At 70.8% G+C, this 19,354-nt stretch carries 20 protein-coding genes; 16 read left to right on the top strand and 4 right to left on the bottom strand.

From position 1 onward, the window contains the following. Window positions 1–39 precede the first annotated feature (39 nt). Complete coding sequence (rpmE, locus tag QSK32_RS19570) at window positions 40–264, top strand: 50S ribosomal protein L31 (RefSeq protein ID WP_045742404.1); 225 nt, start codon at window positions 40–42, stop codon at window positions 262–264. Window positions 265–348: 84 nt separating this feature from the next. Continuing rightward, complete coding sequence (gene prfA, locus QSK32_RS19575; protein ID WP_045742405.1) at window positions 349–1,422, top strand: peptide chain release factor 1; 1,074 nt, start codon at window positions 349–351, stop codon at window positions 1,420–1,422. Window positions 1,423–1,436: 14 nt separating this feature from the next. On the opposite strand, the gene QSK32_RS19580 is transcribed toward prfA, so the two are convergent. The 3 genes from QSK32_RS19580 to QSK32_RS19590 are packed head-to-tail and all read right to left on the bottom strand — an operon-like array spanning window position 1,437 to window position 5,509. After that, on the bottom strand, window positions 1,437–2,759 hold the full coding sequence (locus tag QSK32_RS19580; protein ID WP_285472694.1) for an outer membrane protein assembly factor BamB family protein: 1,323 nt from the start codon (window positions 2,757–2,759) through the stop codon (window positions 1,437–1,439). Beyond that, the gene (locus tag QSK32_RS19585) at window positions 2,756–4,012 is read right to left on the bottom strand and encodes an outer membrane protein assembly factor BamB family protein (RefSeq protein WP_285472695.1); all 1,257 of its coding nucleotides are present in this window, start codon (window positions 4,010–4,012) and stop codon (window positions 2,756–2,758) included. Before QSK32_RS19585 ends, QSK32_RS19580 begins: the two co-directional genes overlap by 4 nt. Beyond that, window positions 4,013–5,509 (bottom strand): GGDEF domain-containing protein, encoded by a 1,497-nt coding sequence (locus QSK32_RS19590; protein WP_045742408.1) that lies wholly within the window; start codon window positions 5,507–5,509, stop codon window positions 4,013–4,015. It lies immediately after the preceding gene. An 82-nt stretch (window positions 5,510–5,591) separates the two neighbouring features. On the opposite strand from QSK32_RS19590, the gene prmC reads away from it, so the two are divergent. The 4 genes from prmC to QSK32_RS19610 are packed head-to-tail and all read left to right on the top strand — an operon-like array spanning window position 5,592 to window position 8,687. Next, window positions 5,592–6,449 carry a peptide chain release factor N(5)-glutamine methyltransferase gene (gene prmC, locus QSK32_RS19595; RefSeq protein WP_083449015.1) on the top strand — a complete coding sequence of 286 codons (858 nt, stop codon included), beginning with the start codon at window positions 5,592–5,594 and terminating at the stop codon, window positions 6,447–6,449. A 36-nt stretch (window positions 6,450–6,485) separates the two neighbouring features. Further along, on the top strand, window positions 6,486–7,130 hold the full coding sequence (locus QSK32_RS19600) for an L-threonylcarbamoyladenylate synthase (RefSeq protein WP_045742409.1): 645 nt from the start codon (window positions 6,486–6,488) through the stop codon (window positions 7,128–7,130). A gap of 1 nt (window position 7,131) precedes the next feature. Further along, the gene (locus tag QSK32_RS19605) at window positions 7,132–7,728 is read left to right on the top strand and encodes an arsenate reductase/protein-tyrosine-phosphatase family protein (protein WP_285472696.1); all 597 of its coding nucleotides are present in this window, start codon (window positions 7,132–7,134) and stop codon (window positions 7,726–7,728) included. Beyond that, window positions 7,725–8,687: an L-threonylcarbamoyladenylate synthase gene (locus tag QSK32_RS19610; RefSeq protein WP_285472697.1), complete on the top strand. Its 963-nt coding sequence runs from the start codon at window positions 7,725–7,727 to the stop codon at window positions 8,685–8,687. The genes QSK32_RS19605 and QSK32_RS19610 overlap by 4 nt, the downstream gene beginning before the upstream one ends. 98 nt (window positions 8,688–8,785) lie before the next feature. Here the strand turns inward: QSK32_RS19610 and QSK32_RS19615 are convergent, their stop codons facing one another. Further along, window positions 8,786–10,264, bottom strand: a complete 1,479-nt coding sequence (locus tag QSK32_RS19615; protein WP_045742412.1) for an SDR family oxidoreductase — start codon at window positions 10,262–10,264, stop codon at window positions 8,786–8,788. Between the two features lie 134 nt (window positions 10,265–10,398). On the opposite strand from QSK32_RS19615, the gene glyA reads away from it, so the two are divergent. From glyA to atpD, 10 genes are all read left to right on the top strand, one after another. After that, on the top strand, window positions 10,399–11,694 hold the full coding sequence (gene glyA, locus QSK32_RS19620; RefSeq protein WP_045742413.1) for a serine hydroxymethyltransferase: 1,296 nt from the start codon (window positions 10,399–10,401) through the stop codon (window positions 11,692–11,694). A 47-nt stretch (window positions 11,695–11,741) separates the two neighbouring features. Continuing rightward, window positions 11,742–12,173 (top strand): hypothetical protein, encoded by a 432-nt coding sequence (locus QSK32_RS19625; RefSeq protein WP_083449016.1) that lies wholly within the window; start codon window positions 11,742–11,744, stop codon window positions 12,171–12,173. A gap of 276 nt (window positions 12,174–12,449) precedes the next feature. Further along, window positions 12,450–12,611, top strand: a complete 162-nt coding sequence (locus QSK32_RS19630) for an AtpZ/AtpI family protein (RefSeq protein ID WP_169792445.1) — start codon at window positions 12,450–12,452, stop codon at window positions 12,609–12,611. A 15-nt stretch (window positions 12,612–12,626) separates the two neighbouring features. Next, complete coding sequence (gene atpB, locus QSK32_RS19635; protein ID WP_045742505.1) at window positions 12,627–13,415, top strand: F0F1 ATP synthase subunit A; 789 nt, start codon at window positions 12,627–12,629, stop codon at window positions 13,413–13,415. A gap of 76 nt (window positions 13,416–13,491) precedes the next feature. Beyond that, window positions 13,492–13,728 carry an ATP synthase F0 subunit C gene (locus QSK32_RS19640; protein ID WP_045742415.1) on the top strand — a complete coding sequence of 79 codons (237 nt, stop codon included), beginning with the start codon at window positions 13,492–13,494 and terminating at the stop codon, window positions 13,726–13,728. Window positions 13,729–13,753: 25 nt separating this feature from the next. Further along, window positions 13,754–14,314, top strand: coding sequence for a F0F1 ATP synthase subunit B (locus QSK32_RS19645; RefSeq protein ID WP_045742416.1), 561 nt, complete (start codon window positions 13,754–13,756; stop codon window positions 14,312–14,314). Then, window positions 14,311–15,129 carry a F0F1 ATP synthase subunit delta gene (locus tag QSK32_RS19650; RefSeq protein WP_045742417.1) on the top strand — a complete coding sequence of 273 codons (819 nt, stop codon included), beginning with the start codon at window positions 14,311–14,313 and terminating at the stop codon, window positions 15,127–15,129. The genes QSK32_RS19645 and QSK32_RS19650 overlap by 4 nt, the downstream gene beginning before the upstream one ends. A gap of 78 nt (window positions 15,130–15,207) precedes the next feature. Then, window positions 15,208–16,758 (top strand): F0F1 ATP synthase subunit alpha, encoded by a 1,551-nt coding sequence (gene atpA, locus QSK32_RS19655; RefSeq protein ID WP_045742418.1) that lies wholly within the window; start codon window positions 15,208–15,210, stop codon window positions 16,756–16,758. Window positions 16,759–16,760: 2 nt separating this feature from the next. Beyond that, window positions 16,761–17,693: a F0F1 ATP synthase subunit gamma gene (locus tag QSK32_RS19660; RefSeq protein ID WP_045742419.1), complete on the top strand. Its 933-nt coding sequence runs from the start codon at window positions 16,761–16,763 to the stop codon at window positions 17,691–17,693. Further along, a complete protein-coding gene (gene atpD / locus QSK32_RS19665) occupies window positions 17,690–19,138 on the top strand; it encodes a F0F1 ATP synthase subunit beta (protein WP_425394644.1) in 1,449 nt (482 codons plus the stop codon). The genes QSK32_RS19660 and atpD overlap by 4 nt, the downstream gene beginning before the upstream one ends. Window positions 19,139–19,354 lie beyond the last annotated feature (216 nt).

A 19,354-nucleotide genomic window follows, 5' to 3' on the forward strand; every position in this document is an offset into this window, starting at 1 on the left:
CGACCCGGCGACCCGATCATCGAGAGGGACCGAGAAGACATGAAGAGCGGCATCCACCCGGAGTACACGACCACCAACGTGATCTGCTCCTGCGGCAGCACCTTCACCACCCGTAGCACCGCCAAGGGCGACGAGATCCGCGTCGAGACCTGCAGCGCCTGCCACCCGTTCTACACCGGCAAGCAGCGCGTCCTCGACACCGCGGGCCGGGTGGCGAAGTTCCAGGCGAAGTACGCGAAGGTCAACGCCGCGAAGAAGAAGTAACCGCTTCAACGGCGCCCGTCCCGGCTCTCGGGACGGGCGCCGTTCGCGTGTGTCCGCGTCCGTGTCGCCGCTGGGGGAAATTCGATGAGCACCGACCGTCTGACCATGCTTCTCGACGAGTACGCCGACCTGGAGAAGCGGATGGAGGACCCCTCGATCCACACCGACCAGGCGCTGGTCCGGCGGGTCGGCCGCCGGTTCGCCGAGCTCGCGCCGCTGTACGCCGCACACACCGAGCTGGAGTCGGCCCGCGCCGACCTGGCCGCAGCCAAGGAGCTGGCAGCCGAGGACCCGGCGTTCGCCTCCGAGGTCGAGGCGGTCGCGGCGGTGCTGCCCGCGCTCGAGGAGAAGCTCGGCGAGATGCTCATCCCGCGCGACCCGAGCGACGCCAAAGACGTGATCATCGAGATCAAGGCGGGCGAGGGCGGCCAGGAGTCCGCGCTCTTCGCCGGCGACCTGCTGCGGATGTACACCCGGTACGCGGAACGCCGCGGCTGGGTGGTCGAGGTGATCGACTCGCAGGAGTCGGACCTCGGCGGCGTCAAGGACATCTCCTTCGCGGTCAAGACGAAGGGCGCGCCGGAGGGCGGCCACGGCGTCTGGTCCCGGATGAAGTGGGAGGGCGGCGTGCACCGCGTACAGCGGGTGCCCGTCACCGAGTCGCAGGGCCGCATCCACACCTCCGCGGCCGGCGTGCTGGTGCTGCCGGAGGCCGAGGACGTCGAGGTCCAGATCGAGCCCGGTGACCTGCGCATCGACGTGTACCGCTCGTCCGGCCCGGGCGGCCAGTCGGTCAACACCACCGACTCCGCGGTCCGGATCACCCACCTGCCCACCGGCACCGTGGCCAGCTGCCAGAACGAGAAGAGCCAGCTGCAGAACAAGGAGGCCGCGATGCGCATCCTGCGGTCCCGGCTGCTGGCCCAGGCCCAGGAGGCGGCGGACGCGGCGGCCGGTGACGCCCGCAAGGCGCAGGTCCGCACGGTCGACCGTTCGGAGCGGGTCCGCACCTACAACTTCCCGCAGAACCGGATCACCGACCACCGGGTGGGGTACACGGCGTACAACCTCGATCTGGTGCTCGGCGGGGAACTGGACGGTGTGCTGGACGCGCTGGCCGCCGCCGACCGGCAGGCCCGGCTGGCCGGCAAGGCGTAGGCGACGACCAGGTCCTAGTCGCCGACCGCCAGCACCACCAGGCGGTCGTCGCGGTCGCAGACCAGGTGCCGCCCGGCGGCGTTGCACACGCCCTGCTCGACCGACTCGAGGATGCCGGCCCGGACATACCGCCCGGTGATCGTGTCCAGGACGCTGATCACACTGAGCGGGGCCGTCGCGCCGACCACCTTGTGGAACAGCACCAGCCGGTCGGCCTTCTCCAGTTCCAGGCCCAGCGGGTAGCCCGGAGCCGGCCCACCGATCCGCCGGCCGGTGGCCGTGTCCAGCAGGACCTGCTCGGTGCGCGGGGCCGAGGCGGTCGAGGCCAGCACCCGGTCCGGGCCGATCGTGAAGGCCAGGTGGAGCCGCTCGCGAACCCACCGGGACCGCCCGGTGGCGCCGTCCAGCCCCAGCAGGGCGTCACCGGCGTCGACGCAGATCACCGGCCCGCAGCCGGCGAGGAACCCGACCGGACCGCTCGGCGTCTCCCAGACCTTCTCCAGGGTGTCCGGGCGGTACCCGGTGAGCACACCGTCGGCCGACCGCATCTGCCCGACCACCAGCAGGCCCCCGTGCAGCAGGAGGACCGTGTCGCGGCTGTCGCCCGGGAGGCTGGCCTGCCACGGCACCGTCCGCTCGGAGAGCACCGAGCCGTCCGCGTAGCGCAGCAGCCGCAGCCGCCCCCGGCGGTCGCCGGTGACGATGTGCTCGCTGCCGGCCTCCAGCACCTGGGAGCCGCCGAGGTCACGTTCCCAGAGGATCGAGCCGCTGCGCGGATCGATCCGCCGGAGCTTCTCCAGACCACCCGTCTCGTCCCGGTCGGCCAGCAGGAGCCCACCGGTGCCGGACGGCTGGACATCGCCTTTCTGCCGCCACAGGTCGGCCCCGGTCCGTGGATCCAGGGCCCGGGTCGCGGCGGCGAACATCAGGCTGCCGACCGAGCCGTCGTCGTATCTGACGGTGTGCACCTGCTCGTCCTCCGGTGCCAGCAGCAGGCCGCTGCGCTCCCCGGAGAGCCAGGTCAGCGGTTCCGGATAGTCGCGGGCCCACCGGACCGTGCCGGTGGCCGTCTCGTACGCGGTCAGCCGCGCCCGGCCGTCGACGGTGGTGTACGCGAAGAGGCCGTCGTCGCGGGCCACCACCCAGTCGTCCGGCTGCATCGGCGCCGACCAGACCTCACGGACCGTGGCCGGCTCGGCCGAGCCGGCCGACGCGCCGAGCCCCAGCGCACACAACAGCACCACCCCGGCGGTCAGCAGACGCCGGGACGCCCGCGGGCCGGACTCGGACCGGCGTTCCCCGGCCTCACCGATCTCGCCCAGCTCGATGACGGTCACGAGGGCACCGCCGCCACGTCCAGCCGGCCCAGACCCTCGCAGACCAGATAACCGGGTACGGTCCGGCAGCGTTGCAGCGCCGGTGTCACGGCCAGCGCCCCGAGGGTGACGTGCCGGCCGCTGACCATGTCCAGCCGGGTCACCGCCACCCGGTCCTGGAGATCGGTGATCGGCCGCAGCAGCAGCACCCGGGAGCCGGCGTTCTCGTCGTCCACCGGCCGGCCGCGCAGGTTCTCCACCAGTCGCCTTCCCGTGCGGCTGTCCACGAGCGTGTGCGCCGTCCCGCTGTCGTCGTCGAGCAGGATGCGGTCGACGCTCAGCCCGGACCAGCCGTTCGCCTCCGGGTCGGACCAGAGCCGCCGGCCGGTGCCCGGGTCGTACGCCGCCAGGCCCGACCTGGTGAACGCGCACAGCACCGTCCCGCACCCGGAGAGCGGACCGTCGCCGGCGTCGATCGCCCGGACCTCCTCCAGGCTGTCCAGGTCGTAGACGCTGGACACGGTGCCGTTCCCGGCGTCGTGGTACGCCAGCAGCAGCCCCTGCTCGGCGGTCAGCATCACGTACCGGTTGGCGGCCGGATCGGTGGCCAGTGCGGGGATCCGCCGCCTCGTCAGGACCGCGGCGTCGGCGTAGCGCAGCACCGTCACGTCTCCGCGGGTGTCGGTGGTGACCACCCGGTGGTCGCCCACCACCACGTCCGTGGACGCCTCGGTCCGTGTCCAGAGGGTCCGGCCGTCGGCCACGTCGATCAGCCGCAGCCGCCCGTCCTCGGTGATCAGCATGCCGGGGTCGGCGAAGTCGGCCGGCACGATGTCGCCGCTGATCCGCCACGCCTCCGCGCCGCTGTCGGTGCGCAGCGCGACCGTGACCGCGGTGCCGTCCTGCGGGTAGAGGCCGAGCATCAGCAGGCCCGCGTCGTCCCGGGTCTGCTGGAAGCCGACGGTGTCCGTGGTGTTCCAGCGCCACCGTTCGGCGCCGGTGGCCAGGTCGTAGACGATCAGTTCGGTGTCCGCGCCGTCCCGCCCGCGCAGCAGGTAGGCGGTGTCGCCGGCCAGTTCGAGTCCGTCACCGTCCTGGAACACGGCACTCCACAGCGGACGCACCCCGGGCTGGCCCGGCCGGATCGAACCGGTGCAGCCGAGCAGGGTGAGCGCCGCGACCAGGGTGACGCCGGCACGGCGTACCCCCTGGGGGTCCGCTCTGATCCGACCGTCCGGGCCGGCACCCGGCTCGCCGAGGTCGATCAGCGTCATCTACGTCGGCTTCCGGCTCGCCGCCGCGGAGGCCAGGGCGGCGCTGAGGCCCCGCCCGTTGGCGCCCACCTCGGACCAGCCGGCCGCCAGGCCGATCGGGGTGCCCGGGACCAGGGCCTGCCAGTTCTCCGAGGTGGCGGCCGCCCCGATCCGGCGGGCCACCTCGGCCGCCTGGTTCGGGCCGGCGCCCGGCAGGACCAGCACGAACTCGTCGCCGGCGAACCGGGCCACGAAGTCACCGCGGCGCATCACCCGGTGCAGCACCCCGGCGATCCGCTGCAGCACCAGGTCGCCCAGGTGCCGGCCGTGCCGGGTGTTGACCGTGGTGAAACCGACCACGTCGCAGACGCCGACCGCGGCCCGTTCGCCCCGCGACAGCAGGGTGTCGACGTAGCGTTCCAGCTGGCGGCGGTTGGGCAGGCCGGTGAGCGGGTCGACCATCGACTCGTCGCCGTAGCGGTGCGGGTCGCGGTGTGTCTCCTGCGCGTCCAGCCGGGCGGCCACCCCGTCGAGGTAGCCGTCGCGCAGCTGGTCGATGCGCTGGGCGGCGAGGCGGAACGCGTAACGGTCGGCGAGGTGCGCCGCGGCGTGGTCGCCCGCGGCGGCGTGGCAGATGCTGCGCAGCCGGGCCGGTTCGGGGGCGCCGAGGACCTGGGCCGACACCGCGACGGCCTCCAGCAGGGCCAGTGCGCGTTCCGGTTTGCCGGCCGCGATGGTCAGGCAGACCGAGCCGAGATGCCGCAGGTCACGGGTGCGGACGCTGTCGCCGCCGCCGGTCAGCCAGCGGGCCGCGTCGGCCTCGGTGGGCTCGCCCAGCGCGGCCCGCCGGGCCAAGGCGTAGCCGTAGACGGCCCGGCTGCTCGGCCGCAGCTGGTCGATGGCGACGTAGCGGGACAACTCGGCGTCGATGTCGCGCAGCACCCGCAGGCAGCCGTCGGTGTCGCCCTGGTGGTCGAGGGCGACGGCGTTGCGCAGCCGGATGCCGGGCGCGGCGAAGACCTCGGGCGTGATGCCGACGCTGGCCCCCACCTCGCGCGCCTGCTCGATCGCGGTCAGCGCCTGCCCGTGGAAACCCAGGTAGGAGTAGGCCATGGCCAGGTCGTGCCAGCCCCAGGCGGTCTCGGTGTCCCGGTCCGGGACGGCGGCGAGTGCCCGGGAGGCCTGCACCAGGTGGGTGACGCCACGGTCCAGATTGTTCTGCAGGTGGGCGCCGAGCGCCGCGAACGCGTGCATCTGACCGCGCAGGTAGGGGTCCGGCACCTCCCGCACCGCGGCGGAGGCGGCCGTCATCGCGGTGGCCAGCTCGGCGACACGGCCGAGATTGATCAGTGCGCCGAACCGCTGGACGAGCGCGTATGCGCGGGTCGGCGGATCGTCGGTGGCAGCCAGCACCGCATCGAGGATCGGTAGTGCCTGCGCGGACTGCCCGTTCTGCTGCAGTTGCTCGGCCCGCCGCAGATCCTCGACGTGTTCCGCGAGCTGGTCCAACCAACCCACCCGGCGCCTCCCACGGCCTCGGCGCGTCGCCGGGTCACCCGGCCGGTCCCCAGCGTTCGCGACGTCCCATGATTATGCCGTGATGCAGCCTGACGAACACCCCCGTACTCGCCTGAGCCCCGCGCTGGCGGCCGCCGTCGCGGATCTCGCGGCGTCCGGGGTGGAATCACCCCGGGTCGATGCGGAGTTGTTGGCCGCGCACGTGCTCGGCGTGTCGCGCGGGCGCCTGCTGCTCATCGACACGATCCGCTCCGCCGAGCTGGACCGCTTCCGCTCGCTGGTCGCTGACCGGGCCCGCCGGATCCCGTTGCAGCACCTGCTCGGCACGGCCGCCTTCCGGCACCTGGAACTCGAGGTGGGCGACGGGGTGTTCGTGCCGCGCCCGGAGACCGAGCTGCTGGCCGGGTGGGGGATCGAGCACGCCGCCCCGGGGTCGGTCGTGGTCGACCTGTGCAGCGGCAGCGGGGCGATCGCCCTGTCGGTCGCCGACGAGAGCGCGGCCGGCCGGGTGATCGCGGTGGAGCGGTCGCCGGCGGCGCTGGCCTACCTGCGGCGCAACGCGGCCGGCTTCGCGGCGGTCGAGGTCGTCGAGGCGGACGTCACCGCGCCGGGGCTGCTGTCCGAACTGCACGGTGCGGTCGATGTGCTGCTGTGCAACCCGCCGTACGTCCCGGACGACACGCCCGTCCCGCCCGAGGTGTCCGACCACGACCCGGCCGAGGCGGTGTTCGGCGGCGACGACGGGCTGGACGTCATCCGTCCGGTGATCGACCGCGCCGCCGAACTACTCAAACCGGGTGGAGTGGTCGGTATCGAACACGACGACGTGCACGGCACGGCGGTGCCCGGCCTGCTCCGCGCGGACGGCCGGTTCACCGAGGTGACGGCCCACGACGATCTCACCGGCCGTCCCCGCTACGCGACCGCCCGCCGCGTCTAGGGCAGCGGAAAGGCGCATGGCAGACTGCATCTCGTGATGCTCTACGACTGCGCCACCGTGGCGGACCGGGACCGTGGCATCGCCGCGGCCGTCGAGGCGGCCAAGAGCGGCGAGCTGGTGGTGATGCCGACCGACACCGTCTACGGGGTCGGCGCGGACGCCTTCACCCCGCACGCGATCACCCAGCTGCACCACGCCCGCGGTTCGGACCGCCGGGTGCCGCCCCCGGTGCTCGTCGGTTCCCGGCACACCCTGGACGGTCTGGTCTACTCGCTGCCCCGCGCGGCCCGCGAACTGGCCGACGCGTTCTGGCCGGGCGCGCTGACCATCATCGTGGAGCATTCGCCCAGCCTGCGATGGGATCTCGGCGACACCGGCGGCACCATCGCGGTCCGGATGCCGCTGCACCCGGTCGCCCTCGAGGTGCTGCGCGAGGTCGGCCCGATGGCGGTCACCACCGCCAACAAGGTCGGCTCGCCCGCGCCGGTCACCGCCGACGAGGCCCGCGACCAACTGGAGTATGCGGTGCGCGTCTACCTGGAGGCCGGCCCGGCCGCCGACCCGGCGCCGAGCACCATCGTCGACGTGACCGGTGACGTGCCCCGGTTGTTGCGAGCCGGCGCCATCCCGCTGGAGAAACTCCGGGACGTCGTGTCCGACATCGTCGACGGGCAGGCCTGACGTGGCGCCGTTCACCGTTCTGCACGTCTGCATGGGCAACATCTGCCGGTCCCCGATGGCCGAGCGCCTGCTGGCCCGCGCCGTCCGCGACCGGTCCGGTGACGTCGACGGCGAGCAGCTGCTGCGCAGTGTGAGCGCCGGCACCGGTGGCTGGCACGAGGGCGAGGAGATGAACCCGCCGGCTGCCCGGCAGGTCCGCGCCCGCGGCGGCTCCGACGACGGTTTCCTGGCCCGCAAGCTGCGCGGCGACTTCCTCGACGACGCCGATCTGATCCTGACCGCGACCGCCGACCAGTTCGACTATGTGGTCGCCCTGCGGCCGGACGCCGCCGCCCGCACGTTCGTGCTGGGGGAGTTCGGCCGTCTGCTCGCCGGGGTCGACGCCGCGGCCCTGCCGCCCGCCGGGGTCAAACCCGACGAGGTGCACGCCCGCGGCGCCGCCATCGTCGAGGAGATCGCCCGGCTGCGCGGCGCCGACGCGCCCCAGGCCGGCGACGACCTGGACGACCCGTGGGGCCGCGGCGACCAGACCTTCCAGCGGGTCGGCGACGAGATCGAGGACAGCACCGTCCCGTTCGCCGTCCTGCTGCTGCCGTGACCGTCGTCCGCCGGCCGGACGAGGAGGGTCTGCGGCGCGCCGCCGAGATCCTCCGGGCCGGTTCGGTGGTCGCGTTCCCCACCGAGACCGTCTACGGGCTCGGCGCCGACGCGTTCACCGAGTCCGCGGTCGCCGAGATCTACCGCCTGAAACAGCGCCCGTCGTGGAACCCGCTGATCGTGCACGTCGCCGACGTGGCCGCGGCCCGCGCGCTGGCCGACGTCTGGCCCGCGGCCGCCGACGAACTGGCGGCCCGGTTCTGGCCCGGCCCGCTCACCATGGTCGTCCGGCGGGCCCGGCACCTGCCCGGCATCGGCGCGGCGAACGACACCGTCGCGGTCCGGGTGCCCGCCCACGACGTGGCGCTGCGTCTGCTGCGGGAGTGCGGTCTGCCGCTCGCCGCGCCCAGTGCGAACCGGTCGGAGAGCATCTCGCCGACCACCGCCGAGCACGTCCGGCGCAGCCTGCCCGACGTGCCGTTGATCCTGGACGGCGGCCCGTGCGCCTGGGGCATCGAGTCGACCGTCGTCGACCTGACCGGTCCGGTGCCGGTGCTGCTGCGTCCCGGGGCGCTGGGTCTGCGGGAACTCCGTGACGTCACCGGCACGATCGGTCTGCCGTCGTCCGCGACGGCCGACGGGACCGCCCGGCCGTCTCCGGGGATGAGCCGGCGGCACTACGCGCCACGGGCGCGGGCGGTGCTCGTACCCGATGTCTCGGATCTTTCCGATCTTCCGCCGGATGCCGGGGTGCTGACCCACGAGAAGGCCCCCTACCAGGGCGGGGCCGCGAAGCTGGAGATCCTCTCCGCCGATCCGCGGGAATACGCCGCCGATCTCTACGCGGCCCTGCACCGCCTCGACGACGCGGGCGTCAGCACGATCCTGATCCAGTCCCCACCCGGCTCCGAGGAGTGGTTGGCCGTGCGAGATCGTCTCTCGCGCGCCACTGCCGTCTGAAACCCTCAGGGGGTACGCGTCGAAGGCCGCCAGTGGTGGCCCCGAGCGCGGCCGCCTGCCCGGTCCCAGCCGTCCGGCGGCCGCGGCCCCTTGCCGGGTCACCCGGAGTGCGCGCCGACCGGTTCGTTCGGCGCCGACTCGGCGGACCGGGTGATGTTGCGGGCCATCCCGTTGAAGACGATCCCGTGGAACGGCAGCACCGACGCCCAGTACAGATGTCCGGCCAGTCCCCGGGGCAGGAAGATCGCGCGCTGCCGGTAGACGCTGCCGCCCGCCTCGTCCGGCACGACGGTCATCTCCAGCCAGGCCCGCCCGGGCACCCGCATCTCGGCGCGCAGCCGCAGCAGCGACCCCGGCGTGATCTCCTCGACGCGCCACCAGTCGAGGGCCTCGCCGACTCGCAGCCGGTGCCGGTCCCGGCGGCCGCGCCGCAGGCCGACGCCGCCGACCAGCCGGTCCAGCCAGCCGCGCACCGACCAGGCCAGCGGGAACGAGTACCAGCCGTTCTCGCCGCCGATCCCCTCGACGACGTGCCACAGCCGGTCCGGGGAGACCGGCACCTCCCGGCAGCGCTCGTCGATGTAGACGCTGGCGCCGGCCCAGTCCGGGTCGCTGGGCAGCGGATCGGCGGCGGTGTCCCGGCCCAGCGCGCTGGACCAGCGGGTCTCCACGTCGGCGTCGCGGATCCGGCCGAGGGCCAGGCGGACCGCCTCGTCGAAACCGAGGACCGGCCCGTCGATCAGGTCGGCGATGTCGTTCTCCCGGGCCACCGCCTCGTGCACCAGGCTGGCGACCAGCGGGCGGGCGATACCGCTGGGCACCGGGGTGATCACGCCGACCCAGTGCGCGGAGAGCCACGGGCTGAGGACACGGGTGGGCACGATGATCCGCGGCGGGAGTCCGGCGACGCGGGCGTACCGGCGCATCATGTCGGCGTAGGTGAGCACGTCGGCGCCGCCGATGTCGAAACCGCGGTTCACCCCGGCGGGCAGCCCGGCCGCCCCGACCAGGTACCGCAGCACGTCGCGGACGGCGATCGGCTGGATCCGGTTGTGCACCCAGCGCGGCGTGATCATGGCGGGCAGCCGTTCGGTGAGGTGGCGGAGCATCTCGAACGACGCCGACCCGGAACCGATGATCACCGGGGCGCGCAGCACCGCGGTGGGTACCCCGCTGTCCAGCAGGATGTGCGCCACCTCGGAACGGGACCGCAGGTGCGGCGAGGGCCGGTCGCCGGCATCCGGCTCGGGACCGCCCAGGTAGACGATCCGCTTCACCCCGGCGGCGCGGGCGGCGTCCGCGAAATGGTGTGCCGCGTCCCGGTCGCGGCGCTCGAAGTCCCGCTGGCCGAGCGAGTGGACCAGGAAGTACGCGACGTCGACACCCTCCATCGCGGCGCGGAGCGTGTCCGGTTTCAACAGGTCGCCCTCGACGATCTCGACCCGGTCGGCCCACGGCACGTCCCGCAGCCGGCCGGCGCTGCGGGCCAGACAGCGGACGTCGTGGCCGGCCTCGAGCAGACGCGGGGCGAGGCGGCCCCCGATGTAACCGGTCGCGCCGGTGACCAGGCAACGCATCAGAGTGAACCCCTTCCGTATCGGGAGACCGATGTCGTCCCGTACTCGAGACTGTGCCCGCCGACCCCGGGTGCGAAGCCATATGCTCGTTTCCGGCGGGGGATGCGGTACGGCCGAAGAACGCGGGAGGCCTGATGGGCACCTTCTGGGGCCCGGATTTCGCCGCGCTGGAGCGCGCCGATCCGGACATCGCCGCCGTGCTGCTCGGCGAGCTGACCCGGCAGCGGGAGACCCTGCATCTGGTCGCGAGCGAGAGCTTCACCTCGCCGGCGGTGCTCGCCGCGCTCGGTTCGACCCTGGCCAACAAGTACGCCGAGGGTTACCCCGGGCAGCGCTACTACGGCGGCTGCGAGCAGGTCGACCGGGCCGAGGAACTGGCGGTCGACCGGGCCCGGGAACTGTTCGGCGCCGAGCACGCCAACGTCCAGCCACACTCCGGGGCCTCGGCCAATCTGGCGGCGTACGCGGCACTGGCCGAACCGGGCGATCCGGTGCTGGCGATGGGCCTGCCGCACGGCGGTCATCTGACCCACGGCAGCCGGGCCAACTTCTCCGGCAAGTGGTTCCATCCGATCGGCTACCACGTCGCCCGGGACACCGAGGAGATCGACTACGACGAGGTCCGTGATCTCGCCCTCGCCCACCGCCCGAAACTGATCATCTGCGGCGCGACCTGCTACCCACGCTTGATCGACTTCGCCCGGTTCCGGGAGATCGCCGACGAGGTGGGTGCCTACCTCCTGGTCGACGCGGCGCACTTCATCGGCCTGGTGGCCGGCCGGGCCATCCCGTCGCCGGTCCCGTTCGCCGATGTGGTCACCTGCACCACGCACAAGGCGCTGCGCGGCCCCCGGGGCGGCATGATCCTGTGCCGGGCCGACCTGGCCAAGCGGATCGACAAGGCGGTCTTCCCGTTCGCACAGGGCGGTCCGATGATGCACGCCGTCGCGGCGAAGGCGGTCGCCCTGCGCGAGGCGGGGACACCGGCCTTCCGGGGGTACGCTCTGCAGACCGTCCGCAATGCGCGGGCGCTGGCCGACGGTCTGGCCGGGGAGGGGATGCGTCCCGTCACCGGCGGCACGGACACCCATCTCGCCGTTCTCGATCTGCGCGGGCTGGGCGTCCACGGCCGGGATGCGGAGGCGCGCTGCGCCCGGGCCGGGATCGCGATCAACAAAGCCGCGATCCCGTACGACCCGGAGAGGGCGGCGGTGGCCTCCGGCATCCGGGTCGGCACGCCGAGCGTCACCTCGCAGGGCATGCGGGAGGACGAGATGCGGCGGATCGCGGCGCTGGTCGGCGCCGCGGTGCGCAGTGATCCGGACACCATGGGCGGCACGAGTCGCCTCGCGGAGGTGGCGGAGGAGGTGTCCGGGCTCATCCGGCGGTTCCCCTGCTACGCGGGGCAGGAGGAAGGGGCGAGGGTTTGACCGGCAGTCGGGACGATCTGGTCGAGGAGGTCCATCTCCCGGAGGAGGTGGACGACACCCCGTTGCCCGACCTGCCGGCGTTGCCGGCCGACCCGCGCTGGCGGGTGGAGCATCTGCCGTTCCTGTCCGCCGTCTCCGCGGCGTTGCTGCTCTGTGCCGCGTCGGCCGGCTTCCTGGCGCAGGGGCCCGCCGGAGCGGTGGGCGCCGCGACCGGCGTGCTGGTCGTGATCCTGAGCTACACGATGTCGACGCTCGTCATCGCCTGGGCGGACACCGTGCGGCCATCTCTGCTGATGCCCCTCGGACTTCTCACATATATGGTCAAATACACCTTGTTGGGAGTCGTTCTGGCCTTCGGTGTCTCGGCGGACTGGGAGGGAAAGACGGCCCTCGGTCTGGGCATCGTGGCCGGGGTGATCGTCTGGACCGGTGTGCAAGCCTGGTGGATGTACCGGCGAACCCGCCCTGAGGTGATCTAGAACACTCATGTTCCCCCTGTTCCAAGGGGTGGTGCTCGATCAGAAGCCACGAAACGGTGACCCGTTCGGCCGTGCCGTGTTCCCTTTGTGCGCGACAGGAGTACCGTGTCCTCCAGTCGCGAGACCCCTGACGCCTGGACAACTGCGGTTGTGCGGGGGGTCCCCCTTTGCTTCGTGTTACCTGCTGATATCGTTCGGGCCGTCATGACCGGCCAAGAACCTCCCCACGAATCCCGCGGCGACAACGGTCCGAACCCACCCGACACGGGTGTGGGCATGACCGCGGTCTCCTACCTCATCGCGGGCATGGTCGTCTGGGGCGGGATCGGCTGGCTTGTCGACCACTTCGTCGGCACCAGAGGCATCTTCGCCGGATTCGGCGCGGTCCTCGGGGTTGCCGGGGGTGTGTACCTCATCGTGCGCCGGCTCGGCGCCTGACAGGAAAGGGCCATGGTGATCGGTCAGTCGACGGTCCTCGCGGCAGAGTTCCCGCCCAGCGTCGAGGACTTCTACCTGCCCAGCATCCTGCCGTGGGGCGCGGAGAACAACTACTGGTTCACGAAGGTCACCCTCCTGGTGTGGGTGGCTGTCGCGCTGATCATCGTGTTCTTCCTGGTGTCCTACCGGAAGCCGCAGCTGGTCCCGACGAAGAAGCAGTGGATGGCCGAAAGCGCCTACGGCTTCGTTCGTAACAACATCGCGGTCGAGATGATCGGCCCGGCGGGTGTGCGCTTCGCGCCGTACCTGACGACGCTGTTCCTCTTCATTCTGGTCAACAACTTCTTCGGCATCGTGCCGCTGGTCCAGATCTCGCCGATGTCGCACATCGCGTTCCCGGCGATCCTCGCGGTGATCAGCTACGTGATGTTCATCTACGTGGGCATGCGGCACCACGGTCCGTTGAAGTACTTCAAGCACGCTCTGATCCCGCCGGCGCCGTGGTTCATCCTGCCGCTGCTGGTTCCGATCGAGCTCTTCTCGAACTTCATCGTCCGGCCGTTCTCGCTCGCCGTTCGTCTGTTCGCCAACATGTTCGCCGGTCACATGCTGCTGCTGGTCTTCACCCTCGGCGGCTTCGCGATGATCAACGCCAACGCACTGCTCGCGCCGATCTCCCTGCTCTCCTGGGTGCTCACCATCGCACTCACGATGCTGGAGTTCCTGGTGATCTGCCTGCAGGCCTACGTCTTCACGGTGCTGACCGCGAGCTATGTCCAAGGCTCGCTCGCGGACGAGCACTGAGCACCACCCAGGAACTCCGTAACACCCCGTTGTCGTCCCGCGTGACAGTCACGCGAGATACCAGGAGGAACTAGCAATGGACCTTTTCGCCGCCGTTGAGGGCAGCACCGCCGCCATCGGTTACGGTCTCGCTGCCATCGGCCCCGGCATCGGTGTCGGTCTGGTCTTCTCGGCCTACATCCAGTCCACCGCTCGCCAGCCGGAGTCGTCCCGCCTGACCCTGCCCTACGTCTGGATCGGCTTCGCCGTCATCGAGGCGCTGGCCCTTCTGGGTATCGCGTTCGGCTTCATCTGGCAGGGCCCGATCGTCTGACCTTCTGCCTTGTTAGGAGGTGGTTATGATCGACTTCTATCTGGCAGCTGAAGAAGGCGCCAAGACGGTCCACAACCCGATCATTCCTGTTTGGCAGGAGATCGTCGTCGGGTCGGTGGCCTTTGCCGTGCTGTGTTTTGTACTGATGAAGTTCGTCTTCCCCATGATGGAGAAGACGTTCCAGGCTCGCGTGGACGCCATCGAGGGCGGACTCAAGCGTGCCGAGACGGCTCAGGCCGAGGCGAACGAGCTGCTCGAGCAGTACAAGGCTCAGCTCGCCGAGGCTCGCACCGAGGCCGCGCGCATCCGTGACGAGGCCCGGGCGGACGCCGAGGGCATCCGTCAGGACGTGCTGGCGAAGGCTCGCGAGGAGTCGGACCGCATCATCGCGGCCGGCAACGAGCAGCTCGCCGCGCAGCGTGAGTCCATCGTGCGTGAACTGCGCACCGAGGTCGGCAGCCTCGCCGTCGACCTGGCCAGCAAGATCGTCGGCGAGGCTCTCGCCGACGAGGCCCGCACCCAGGGCACCGTCGACCGTTTCATCAACGAGCTCGGCGCGGCTGACGTCGCGGGTGGGCGGCGCTGATGTCGAGCGTGAGCCGCGAGGCCTACGGTGCGGCGTCGGAGCGGCTCACCGCGGACACCGCGTCGGCCTCGGCCGAGCAGCTGGCCGCGGTCGCCGACGAGATCCTGTCGGTGGCCGGGCTGCTGCGCGCCCAGATCCCGCTGCGCCGGGCGCTGACCGACCCGTCGCGCCCCGGTGAGGACCGTGCCGAGCTGCTCCGCTCGCTGGTCGCCGGAAAGGTGGGGGAGACCACGGTGAACGCCGTGGCCGCCCTCGTCGCCGGCCGGCACGCCAAGCCCGGCGCGCTGCTCGACTCCACCGAGCGTCTCGGGGTCGAGGCGCTGCTCGCGGCGGCCGCCCGGGACGACAAGCTGGCGGAGGTCGAGGACGAGCTGTTCCGCTTCGGCCAGATCGTCGCCGGCAGCCCGTCCCTGGACGTCACGCTCAGTGACGCCAATGCTCCGACCGCCCAGCGGGTTAAGCTTGTTCAGGACTTGCTCCTGAGCAAGGCTCACCGGGTGACGGAGCGGCTGGTCGAGGTCGCACTCGACGGTTTCGGCGGTCGAGGCTTCGCCGCCTCGCTCAACCGGCTGATCGAGCTGACCGCGTCCAAGCGGGACCGCGACGTGGCGTACGTGACGGTGGCCAAGCCGCTCACCGAGGCTGACGAGCAGGCCCTCGGGGCGAAGCTCGCGACGCTCTACGGCCGCGAGGTCTCGCTGAAGGTCGACGTCAACCCGTCGGTCCTCGGTGGCGTCAGCGTGCGGATCGGCTCCGACCTCTACGACGGCACGATCCTGCGTCGGCTGAACGCCGCCAAGCAGGCGTTCGCTTAGCAGTCCTTTCCCCTCGATTCCTTATCGAGAAGCCCCTCGGTGGCGGCGACGTCCCGAGCTAGACAGAGAAGGCAGAGGATGGCCGAGCTGACCATCTCCTCGGACGAGATCCGGGGGGCGCTAGAGCGCTACGTCTCGTCCTATTCGCCCGAGGTCTCCCGCGAGGAGGTCGGCATCGTCTCCGATGCGGGCGACGGCATCGCACACGTCGAGGGCCTGCCCTCGACGATGGCGAACGAGCTGCTCGAGTTCGCCGACGGCACCCTGGGTGTCGCGTCGAACCTCGACGTCCGTGAGATCGGCGCCGTGATCCTGGGCGACTACGCGAACATCGAGGAGGGCCAGCCGGTCAAGCGCACCGGCCGTGTCCTCTCCGTCCCGGTGGGCGACGCCTTCCTGGGCCGCGTGGTGGACGCCCTCGGCAAGCCGATCGACGGTCTCGGTGAGATCGCGAACGAAGGCTTCCGCGAGCTCGAGCTCCAGGCGCCGAACGTGATGGCGCGCCAGCCGGTGAAGCAGCCGCTGCAGACCGGTATCAAGGCGATCGACGCCATGACGCCGATCGGCCGCGGCCAGCGCCAGCTGATCATCGGTGACCGTAAGACCGGCAAGACCACGGTCGCGCTGGACACGATCATCAACCAGAAGGCGAACTGGGACTCCGGCGACCCGGAGAAGCAGGTCCGCTGCATCTACGTGGCGATCGGCCAGAAGGCCACCACCGTCGCCAGCATCCGGGGCACCCTCGAGGCGCAGGGCGCGCTGGAGTACACGACCATCGTGTCCGCTCCGGCGTCCGACCCGGCCGGCTTCAAGTACATCGCCCCGTACACCGGCTCGTCCATCGGACAGCACTGGATGTACAACGGCAAGCACGTCCTGATCGTCTTCGACGACCTGACGAAGCAGGCCGAGGCCTACCGCGCCGTGTCGCTGCTGCTGCGCCGCCCGCCGGGCCGCGAGGCGTACCCGGGTGACGTCTTCTACTTGCACTCCCGCCTGCTGGAGCGTTGTGCCAAGCTCTCCAACGAGCTGGGTGGCGGTTCGATGACGGGTCTGCCGATCATCGAGACGAAGGCCAACGACATCTCGGCCTTCATCCCGACGAACGTCATCTCGATCACCGACGGCCAGATCTTCCTCGAGACCGACCTGTTCGCCTCGGGTGTCCGCCCGGCGATCAACGTCGGCACCTCGGTGTCGCGGGTCGGCGGTTCGGCGCAGGTCAAGGCGATGCGTACGGTCTCCGGCCGTCTGCGTCTCGACCTCGCCCAGTTCCGTGAGCTGGAGGCGTTCTCCGCCTTCGCCTCCGACCTGGACAAGGCGTCGCGTGCTCAGCTCGAGAAGGGCGTCCGCCTCGTCGAGCTGCTCAAGCAGCCGCAGTACTCGCCGTACTCCACTGTCGACCAGGTCATCGTGATCTGGGCCGGCACGACCGGCCAGCTCGACGACGTCCCGGTCGGTGATGTCCGCCGCTTCGAGCAGGAGTTCCTGCAGTGGGTGAAGCAGCACCGCAGCGAGGTCTACACCTCGATCGAGTCGACGAACCTGCTGAGCGACGACAACATCGAATCCCTGAAGTCTGGGGTGACCGAGTTCAAGCAGGTCTTCCAGGCCGGCGGTAACTAAGCATGGCCGGTCAGGTACAGGCGCTACGGCGGCGCATCCGCACCGTCAAGTCGACCAAGAAGATCGCCAAGGCGCAGGAGCTGGTCGCCACCAGCCGCATCGCCAAGGCGCAGGAGCGGGTGAACGCCTCCCGGCCGTACTCGGAGGCGATCACCAAGGTTCTGGGCGCGCTCGCGTCGAACGCCTCGGTCGACAACCCGCTGCTGGTCGCGCGTGAGCGCGTCCAGCGGGCGGGTGTCCTGCTGATCACGAGTGACCGGGGCCTGGCCGGCGCCTACAACGCCAACGCCATCCGGGCCGCCGAGCAGCTGATGACTCAGCTCCGCTCGGAGGGCAAGGAGGTGGCGCTGTACGTCGTGGGCCGTAAGGGCACCGGCTACTTCCGCTTCCGTAACCGGGACGTGGCCGCGAGCTGGACCGGGTTCTCCGAGCGCCCGTCGTTCGCCGATGCCAAGCGCATCGGTGACGCGCTGATCGAGGCGTTCTCGGCCGGTTCGGCCACGGAGGGCACGTTCGGCCCGGAGGGCATCGCGGGCGTGGACGAGCTGCACATCGTGAGCACCGAGTTCAAGTCTCTGATGACGCAGACCGCACAGGCGAAGCCGCTCGCGCCGGTGCAGGTCGAGGACGAGCCGGAGGAGAACTCCTCCGAGCTGCGGCCCGCGTACGAGTTCGAGCCGGAAGCCGACGAGCTGCTGAACGCACTGCTCCCGAAGTACCTCAACACGCGTCTGTACGCGGCGTTGCTGGACTCGGCCGCCAGTGAGTCGGCATCGCGGCGGCGGGCGATGAAGAGCGCGTCGGACAACGCCGACGATCTGCTCAAGCGGTACACGCGCGAGATGAACTCCGCGCGGCAGGCTGCGATCACCCAGGAAATCAGTGAGATCGTCGGCGGCGCCAACGCGCTGGCCGCGGCGGGAAGTGATGTGTGATGACTGCTGTAGCTGAGCCCATTAAGAAGGCGGAGACCGCTGTCGGCCGCGTCGTCCGGGTCATCGGCCCGGTCGTCGACGTCGAGTTTCCCCGTGACGCCATGCCGTCCATCTTCAACGCGCTGCACGTTGATGTCACCCTCTCCGGTGGCACCAAGACGCTGACGCTGGAGGTCGCCCAGCACCTGGGTGGCAACCTGCTCCGCGGCATCGCGATGCAGCCGACCGACGGCCTGATCCGCGGCGCCGCGGTCACCGACACCGGCGCGCCGATCTCGGTGCCCGTCGGCGACGTGACCAAGGGCCACGTGTTCAACGCCCTCGGCGAGGTGCTCAACGTCGACCCGTCGACGCTGGACATCCAGGAGCGCTGGTCGATCCACCGCAAGCCCCCGGCGTTCGCCGACCTCGAGCCGAAGACCGAGATGCTGGAGACCGGCATCAAGGTGCTCGACCTGCTCGCGCCGTACGTGCGCGGTGGCAAGATCGGCCTGTTCGGTGGCGCGGGCGTGGGTAAGACGGTGCTCATCCAGGAGATGATCATCCGGGTGGCCCGTAACTTCGGTGGCACCTCGGTGTTCGCCGGCGTCGGCGAGCGTACCCGTGAGGGCAACGACCTCATCCTGGAAATGGACGAGGGTGGCGTTCTGGACAAGACCGCCCTGGTCTTCGGCCAGATGGACGAGCCGCCGGGCACCCGTCTGCGGGTCGCGCTGACCGCTCTGACCATGGCGGAGTACTTCCGTGACGTCCAGAACCAGGAGGTGCTGCTCTTCATCGACAACATCTTCCGGTTCACCCAGGCCGGCTCCGAGGTCTCCACCCTGCTCGGCCGTATGCCGTCCGCCGTGGGTTACCAGCCCACGCTGGCCGACGAGATGGGCGAGCTCCAGGAGCGGATCACGTCGGTCCGTGGCAAGGCGATCACCTCGCTGCAGGCGATCTACGTGCCCGCCGACGACTACACCGACCCGGCGCCGGCCACCACGTTCGCCCACCTGGACGCGACGACCAACCTCGAGCGGTCGATCTCCGACAAGGGCATCTACCCGGCCGTGGACCCGCTGGCCTCCAGCTCGCGGATCCTGGCGCCGGAGTTCGTCGGTGTCGAGCACTACACGGTCGCCCGTGAGGTCCAGCGGATCCTCCAGAAGTACAAGGATCTGCAGGACATCATCGCGATCCTCGGCATGGACGAGCTCTCCGAGGAAGACAAGATCACGGTCGCCCGGGCGCGCCGGATCGAGCGTTTCCTGTCGCAGAACACCTACGCCGCCGAGCAGTTCACCGGCGTCGCGGGCTCGACGGTCCCGCTGAAGGAGACCATCGAGGCATTCAAGAAGATTGCTGAGGGTGAGTACGACAACTACCCTGAGCAGGCCTTCTTCATGTGCGGTGGCCTCGAGGACCTCGAGAAGAACGCGCACGAGCTGATGAAGGGCTGACGTTTTTCGTCACCCTGAGGGCCGTTCCGCTCACTGAGCGGAGCGGCCCTTCTGCATTCTGTTTCTTTGTCCGGTTTGGGCTTCCTGGGAAAGCGTTATGAGATACCGGAGTTTGCGTTTTGCTTGGGTATGCTTGGCCGCGCATTGGGATGATCCTGCGAGCCACCCGGGGTCATAGAACGGTTCCGGACGAGTTTGGGGATCGCGTTGGCCAAG

The sequence above is a fragment of the Actinoplanes sp. NBRC 101535 genome (genome assembly GCF_030269225.1).
Lineage (GTDB): Bacteria > Actinomycetota > Actinomycetes > Mycobacteriales > Micromonosporaceae > Actinoplanes > Actinoplanes rectilineatus.